The organism is Methylophaga sp. UBA1464 (assembly GCF_002325665.1).
In the GTDB taxonomy this organism is placed as follows: domain Bacteria; phylum Pseudomonadota; class Gammaproteobacteria; order Nitrosococcales; family Methylophagaceae; genus Methylophaga.
The window spans coordinates 12,658-18,162 of the sequence record NZ_DCSO01000026.1; the positions used below are offsets into that span (position 1 = coordinate 12,658).

Below are 5,505 nucleotides of genomic sequence, written 5' to 3' on the forward strand. Positions count from 1 at the left end.
CTAAAGCGAGCCTGCGGAATATTGATAAGCCGTACGCCTTTACCTTTATTTAATTCTGGCACTTCACTGATCGGGAACACCAGCAAACGACCATCACCAGCAGCTACAGCCAGTTGCTGTGGCGTCTTGGTATCCAACACCAGTGGTGGCAACAATGCCGCTTTCTCCGGCAGATTAAATAGGGCTTTGCCCGCTTTATTTTTGGCCAGTAAATTATCAAAGCGGGTCACAAAACCATAACCTGCCGTATTGGATAGCAACACCATCTGATCATTTTCGGCAGCAATTACGGCAATAAACCTTACTTCGGGGGCAGATTGCAAGCGCCCGCTTAATGGCTCTCCCTGCCCTCTTGCTGATGGCAAGGTATGCGCCGCCAGAGAATAACTGCGTCCACTTTCATCCAGAAACACCACTTGCTGATTACTGCGGGTTTTCACCGAGGCCAGATAGCGATCCCCGGTTCGGTAATTTAGCGATCCCGGATCCACATCATGGCCTTTGGCAGCACGCACCCAGCCACTGGCTGAGAGCACAATAGTTAACGGTTCTGTCGGTAATAACTCGGTTTCACTGAGCGCTTTGGCCGCATCACGTTGTTTGATTTCACTGCGCCGATCATCACCATATTTTTCAGCATCGGCTGTCAACTCTTTGCGGATCAACGATTTCAAACGGGTTTCCGAGCTCAGTAATAATTCCAGTGATTTACGTTCCTTGCTGAGCTCATCCATTTCGCCTTTGAGCTTCATTTCCTCCAGTTTGGCCAAATGCCGTAAACGTAATTCAAGAATCGATTCGGCCTGACGATCACTCAGACTGAATCGGGCCATCAGCTCCGCTTTGGGATCATCTTCGTGACGGATAATGGCAATGACTTCATCAATATTCAGATAGGCGATCAATAAACCTTCCAGCACATGCATGCGATCCAGCACTTTATCCAGCCGGAACTGCAAACGACGACGTACCGTTTGAATGCGGTAGGTCAGCCATTCGCTGAGCATCTGCAGCAGATTTTTCACCTGCGGCCGGCCATCAAGACCAATCATGTTCATATTGACGCGATAACTGCGTTCCAAATCAGTAGTCGCAAACAGATGTGACATCAGACTTTCAATATCCACCCGATTGGAACGCGGCACAATCACCAGACGAACCGCCTGTTCGTGATCGGATTCATCCCGTAAATCCGCCACCATTGGCAGCTTTTTGTTATTCATCTGTGCGGCGATCTGTTCCAGCACTTTGGCACCGGAAGTCTGATATGGCAGTGCATGAATCACAATTTCATTGTCTTCGACTTTATAAGCGGCACGTTGGCGTATCGAACCATGACCTGTTTCGTAAATCCGGCGAATTTCTGCTTGTGATGAAACAATTTCGCCGCCTGTGGGGAAATCCGGTCCCTGAATTTCGGTTAGCAAATCATCTAATGTGCTTTTCGGTGATTTCAGTAACAACAGACAGGCATTGACCACTTCCCGCAGGTTATGCGGCAGAATATCGGTTGCCATACCCACCGCAATACCGGTGGCACCATTCAATAATACATTGGGAAGACGAGCCGGTAGCAGTTGTGGCTCATCCATGGTGCCATCAAAATTAGGCATCCATTCAACCGTGCCTTGCCCCAGCTCAGTTAACAGGGTTTGGGCATACGGTGCCAGACGTGCTTCGGTATACCGCATCGCGGCAAACGATTTGGGATCATCCATCGAACCCCAGTTACCCTGACCATCAATCAGGGTATAACGGTAGGAGAATGGCTGCGCCATCAATACCATGGCTTCATAACAGGCCGAATCACCATGCGGATGATATTTACCTAAAACGTCACCCACCGTACGAGCGGATTTTTTGTGTTTGGAAACCGCACTGAGACCCAGTTCTGACATCGCATATACAATGCGACGTTGCACCGGCTTCAGACCATCCGCCAGATGTGGCAGGGCCCGATCCAGAATGACGTACATGGAATAACCCAGATACGCTTTTTCGGTAAACTCTCTAAGCGGTTGCTGTTCCAGATCGTCGACTAATGCACTCATTTAAAATTCTCAGTTCAGATTAAACCATCAGCCAAATCGCCATGCTGTTCCAGCCAGACCTTACGATCCCCTGCCCGTTTTTTAGCCAGCAGTTTATCAAGGGTCATAAAGGTATCGTCATCAGCATCAATGGTCAGACGAATCAGACGGCGAGTATCCGGTGCCATGGTGGTTTCACGTAATTGCAAAGGATTCATTTCCCCCAGACCTTTAAAGCGCTGGGTGCTGACTTTGCCTTTGATTTTATCCCGTTCGATACGATCCAGAATGATCTGGCGTTCTTCATCATCCAGTGCATAAAAAACCTGCTTACCCACATCGACTCGATATAACGGTGGCATCGCCACGCAGATATGTCCGGCTTCAACCAATGGACGAAAATGACGGACAAATAAGGCACATAACAGCGTGGCGATATGCGCGCCATCCGAGTCAGCATCGGCAAGAATACAGATTTTGCCGTAGCGCAGACCGGTAAGATCATCCGACCCCGGATCAACGCCTACTGCCACAGCAATATCATGAACCTCCTGGGAGGCCAGCACTTGGGAAGCTTCGACTTCCCAGGTATTCAGAATCTTTCCACGCAGCGGCATAATGGCCTGAAATACCCGATCCCGACCTTGTTTGGCACTGCCACCAGCAGAATCCCCTTCGACCAGAAACAGTTCGGTACGTGAGGGATCCTGTGACGTACAGTCCGCCAGTTTACCTGGCAATGCCGGGCCGGACTGAACGCGTTTACGCACCACTTTTTTGGCTTGTTTTAACCGTGACTGTGCATTGCTAATCGCCAGTTCAGCAATCTTTTCGCCATCTTCAATATGGTGATTAAGCCATAAGCTGAATGAGTCTTTTACTGCACCTGCAACAAACCCGGCACATTGTCTGGAGGACAAACGTTCTTTGGTTTGACCGGAAAACTGGGGATCCTGCAATTTAACGGATAACACGTAACTGCAGCGTTCCCAGATATCCTCAGCAGAAAGTTTGACACCGCGGGGCAGCAAGCTGCGAAATTCACAAAATTCCCGTAAAGCATCCAGCAGGCCGGAACGCAAACCGTTTACATGAGTGCCGCCCTGCGCCGTAGGAATCAGATTGACGTAACTCTCCGCAATCACTTCGGCTGGTTCAAGTTGCCACATCAATGCCCAATCGACTTCTTGATTTTCATCGGCAAAATGGCCAACAAATGGTTTCGCAGGCACACATGGCAAATCAGTCATCGCATTGGCGAGATAACTGTTTAAACCATCTTCATAACACCAGCGATCATTTTGTTTTTCGGCACCACTTAAATCTTCAAAGGTAACCACTAAACCGGGACATAATACCGCTTTGGCTCGTAAAACATGACGCAGACGTGAGACGAGAAACTTCGGTGCATCAAAGAAACTGGTGTCCGGCCAGAACCTGACACTGGTACCGGTATTTTTTTTGCCAACCGTCCCGGTTTCGGTTAAAGGCTCAACCAACAGACCATTTTCAAATGCAATGCTATAGCTGATGCCATCACGGCGAATATTGACTTCCAGTCGTTTGGATAAGGCATTAACAACAGAGACACCGACACCATGCAGACCACCTGAGAAACGGTAGTTTTTATTGGAAAACTTACCACCGGCATGCAGGCGGGTCAGAATAACTTCAACACCCGGCACACCTTCTTCAGGGTGAATATCCACCGGCATACCGCGTCCATCATCAATGACTTCAAGCGAGTTGTCAGGATGCAGGATGACTTCGATATTTGTCGCATGACCGGCAATGGCTTCATCGACGCTATTATCAATGACTTCCTGAGCCAGATGATTCGGTCTTGTGGTATCGGTATACATGCCGGGTCGTTTTCTGACCGGGTCCAATCCCGTTAGAACCTCAATTGCCGAAGCGTCGTAGATATTGGTCATTTTCTCTTAGTCAAAAAAATCAAGTTGCCCGAAGGTTAGCAGGATAAAAGCCGGATGTACAAGCATCTAGAGCACGGCGATGAAATAACTAAGCTTGCATCACATATAATTGCTATCTAATATTAGTAACAACTAATTATAGAGAGAAACAACATGAATACAGATAAAATGGTTTTTGCTTTGGCTGGAAGTTTTATCCTGATAAGTTTATTGCTTTCACAGTTGCATCATATTTACTGGCTGTGGTTCACTGCAGTTGTGGGTATAAATATGCTTCAGGCAGCTTTTACTGGTTTTTGTCCGATGGCAAAATTGCTCAAAAAAATTGGCCTGTCACAAGGCAACGCATTTTAATGACCCGACGTGGAGCAAGGTTATGAATATTCGGCAGATAGTTTTTATCCCATTTCTGTTTTTTGCCTTTTCAGTTCAGGCTGATGACGCAAAGGAATTTAAAACTCAGGCTAATCAGGCGATAAAAGAATTTGCTGAAACGCTCAAATCCGCATTGATGTTATCAATGCAAACCGATGGTTCTGTAAAAACCATAGGGGTCTGCAAGGATATTGCTCCTAAAGTAGCTCAGCAGGTTTCAGCAAAATACAATCTTGATGTGAGTCGCACCGCACTGAAAGTAAGAAATCCTGAAAATAAGGCTGATGAATGGGAAGCCAGGGTGTTGGGGAATTTCGAAAAACGACTGGAAAAAGGCGAAACGGTTAAAAAGCTCACATTCAGTGAGCAGGTTGATAACGATGGCATTAAGCAATGGCGACTGATGAAGGCTATTGGCACTGACCTGGTCTGCATATCCTGCCACGGAGAAAAAATACCTGACCCCATAAAGGCAGAGCTGAAAAAACTGTACCCCGAAGATCAGGCAACAGGATTCAGTGTCGGCAGTGTCCGCGGTGCGTTTACCGTGAAGGAAGGTTTACCGGCAGATTAACGTTCTTTAAGGTCGATAATTTCGCTACGGCCTTTTTGCGTCAAACTGAGTTTATCTTCACGGCATAACCAGCCTACAGCCCGCTGAAACGACTTACTGTCCAGAGCACATTCTGCTGCTAATTTAGAGGTGCTTGTGGCGCCATTCTTTTTGAGATACTTCCAGATTTCCCCTGCGGCATCACCAATAATCTGCTGCATATTAAACCTCACATTATTGAAATAACTTCATTACCTAATCATCTGATAATTCATCACCTGATTTAGGGCTTGTTGACTGGAATGCTTCATTGCATATTTTCCCAGGCTGTAATAATTTGCTGACAAGCCTGTTCAATCACAGATCGCGGTGCTGCAATATTCATGCGCATAAAACCACTGCCTGCATCACCAAACATCACGCCTGGATTCATCGCCACACCAGCCTGCTGAACAAAAAAAGTTCGCAGTTGTTTGTCATTCAGCAGCAAAGCCTGACAATCCAGCCATATAAGATAGGTCGATTGTAATGGCAACACCCTGATTTTGGGTAAATGTACAGCAAAAAACTGTTTTACCCACTCATAGCTTTGTTGCAGGTAAACCAGTAACTG

The 5,505-nt window shown here is 47.1% G+C and carries 5 protein-coding genes and 1 pseudogene; 2 read left to right on the forward strand and 4 right to left on the reverse strand.

Annotation, left to right across the window (positions count from 1 at the left end):
• Positions 1-2,051, reverse strand: a 2,051-nt coding sequence (gene parC, locus B3O33_RS02645; RefSeq protein WP_292362874.1) for a DNA topoisomerase IV subunit A, incomplete at its 3' end; no start/stop codon positions are given.
• 14 nt (positions 2,052-2,065) lie between these two features.
• Positions 2,066-3,964, reverse strand: coding sequence for a DNA topoisomerase IV subunit B (gene parE, locus B3O33_RS02650; RefSeq protein ID WP_292362132.1), 1,899 nt, complete (start codon positions 3,962-3,964; stop codon positions 2,066-2,068).
• 153 nt (positions 3,965-4,117) lie between these two features.
• On the opposite strand from parE, the gene B3O33_RS02655 reads away from it, so the two are divergent.
• Entirely contained in the window at positions 4,118-4,318 is a 201-nt protein-coding gene (locus B3O33_RS02655; protein ID WP_292362131.1) for a YgaP family membrane protein, read from the forward strand.
• A gap of 22 nt (positions 4,319-4,340) precedes the next feature.
• Complete coding sequence (locus B3O33_RS02660) at positions 4,341-4,913, forward strand: Tll0287-like domain-containing protein (protein WP_292362130.1); 573 nt, start codon at positions 4,341-4,343, stop codon at positions 4,911-4,913.
• On the opposite strand, the gene B3O33_RS02665 is transcribed toward B3O33_RS02660, so the two are convergent.
• Both B3O33_RS02665 and B3O33_RS02670 read right to left on the reverse strand, forming a co-directional pair.
• Complete coding sequence (locus B3O33_RS02665) at positions 4,910-5,113, reverse strand: winged helix-turn-helix domain-containing protein (protein ID WP_292362129.1); 204 nt, start codon at positions 5,111-5,113, stop codon at positions 4,910-4,912. The two genes, B3O33_RS02660 and B3O33_RS02665, sit on opposite strands and share 4 nt — an antisense overlap.
• 86 nt (positions 5,114-5,199) lie before the next feature.
• A pseudogene (locus B3O33_RS02670) lies at positions 5,200-5,505 on the reverse strand (aminotransferase); the annotation flags it as partial.